The organism is Flavobacterium sp. SOK18b (genome assembly GCF_014156605.1).
In the GTDB taxonomy this organism is placed as follows: domain Bacteria; phylum Bacteroidota; class Bacteroidia; order Flavobacteriales; family Flavobacteriaceae; genus Flavobacterium; species Flavobacterium tiangeerense.
This window is the reverse complement of the sequence record NZ_QKNZ01000098.1, coordinates 1-1,487: the sequence shown is the minus strand read 5'-3', so window position 1 is coordinate 1,487 and position 1,487 is coordinate 1. Positions and strand designations below refer to the sequence as shown.

At 29.1% G+C, this 1,487-nt stretch carries 1 protein-coding gene and 1 pseudogene; both read right to left on the bottom strand.

The window, feature by feature from the left end; all coding sequences use genetic code 11:
• Window positions 1-783: nucleoid-associated protein (locus DNC80_RS13415; RefSeq protein WP_182651648.1), on the bottom strand; the 783-nt coding region annotated here is incomplete at its 3' end.
• A 31-nt stretch (window positions 784-814) separates the two neighbouring features.
• Window positions 815-1,487 (bottom strand): annotated as a pseudogene (locus DNC80_RS13410) (type I restriction endonuclease subunit R); the annotation flags it as partial.

Below are 1,487 nucleotides of genomic sequence, written 5' to 3'. Positions count from 1 at the left end.
TTCTTTTTCTTTTATGAAATCTAAAAAAGCCTTTGGTTCTTGGTCATTAATAAGAGAGGAAATAGACTCTAATTCAGCATCTTTTTTTTGATCAAAACAAACATCGAAATAGGCTTTAAATTTGTCTTTAATTTTATCTTTTTCTAATGCTTTTATATTTTTTTCAATAAAATATCTATTTGTAGCATCCTTTAGCTTATCAAAATTTTCTTTTGAAGAAGTAATGTCAGTAGAGCCAATAAATTTAATAAAGTAATTGGAAACTGCTCTTGTTCCTTTAATAAACGATAGGTATAAAATATCTTTATCTTGCCATCTTTTAATATTTAATCTATTAGCTCTGGCTAATTTTTCAACATCAAGAGTCATCAATTTTTCAATATCTAAATTTTCGTCATCCACTGTGAATTGTGCAGCTTTATCAAGCATTGCTGTAATCAAAAAATCAACATTTTTCTCAGTATAATGCACAAAAACGACATATCCTCCTGTTGTTGTTGGTATATCTATCGCTCTTTCCAGAATTTTCATTGATTCTTGAGTAAAAGCCAAGAAATCTCCATCATTTAGATAAGATTCAACCTTTTTTTGAAATGGATAATTATCAGGATCGTCTTGAAAAGTTCCTTGAGTTGGATTTTTTGAACTGTAGTTTTTAATTAATTTTGTTACAAATTCATTGACAGTTGCATTAATGGGTAACAACTTATCAGAGCATTTTAAAGATGCTTTTCCTTTTAGTTCTTTTATTATATGGTGAAATACTATATTTACTACTGTCATAAATTTTTATTTTACACAATCAAATTAAATATTAATCATTAAAAAACGTGTCGATAAAAGTAAGAAATTTATTTAGAATAGTATCACCTACTTTTGATCTTTGTAAAATAGAGGGTTGATGTTCTAATACTTCCACTACTTCTTGTTTGGTGGGGATTCTTTGGGTGAATAAATAATCTTCTGTTAGTTTTTTTAGCTTGTCCGCATTTATCTTTTCATCTTGTACAAATTGATTGAAGGCTTTTTGCTGTTCTTCGATCATAAATGCTGCATAACCTTCCTCTATTGAAGCATCTTCAAGTAATGGCAAGTTTTCTTCAATGAAACGTTCTATCAATTCGCGTTTGCTGCGCAGTTTGACATCTCCTGCAACGATATCTAGTATTTCTTTTTGTCTGCGTTCTTTTTCCTCTGGGTTTGTTGCTTTTAACTTGGCTAATAATCCTAAAATATAGGTTACTGTAATATCATCACGATGAATCAATTCTAGTTCAAAATCGACTTCGTTAAGTATGGAGGTTTTTTCTTTTTTACCTTTATCAGATAACTCCAAGTATTTCGATTTATAGTTATCAAATTCTTGTTCTCCTAAAACAATATCGTCAAAAGTAAAATCTACAAATGATGCAATTATGTTTTTTAACCGGATAATTTCACGAAACGCTTTTACAAATTCTAGCTCTTCGTCTTCGGTATATAAATCA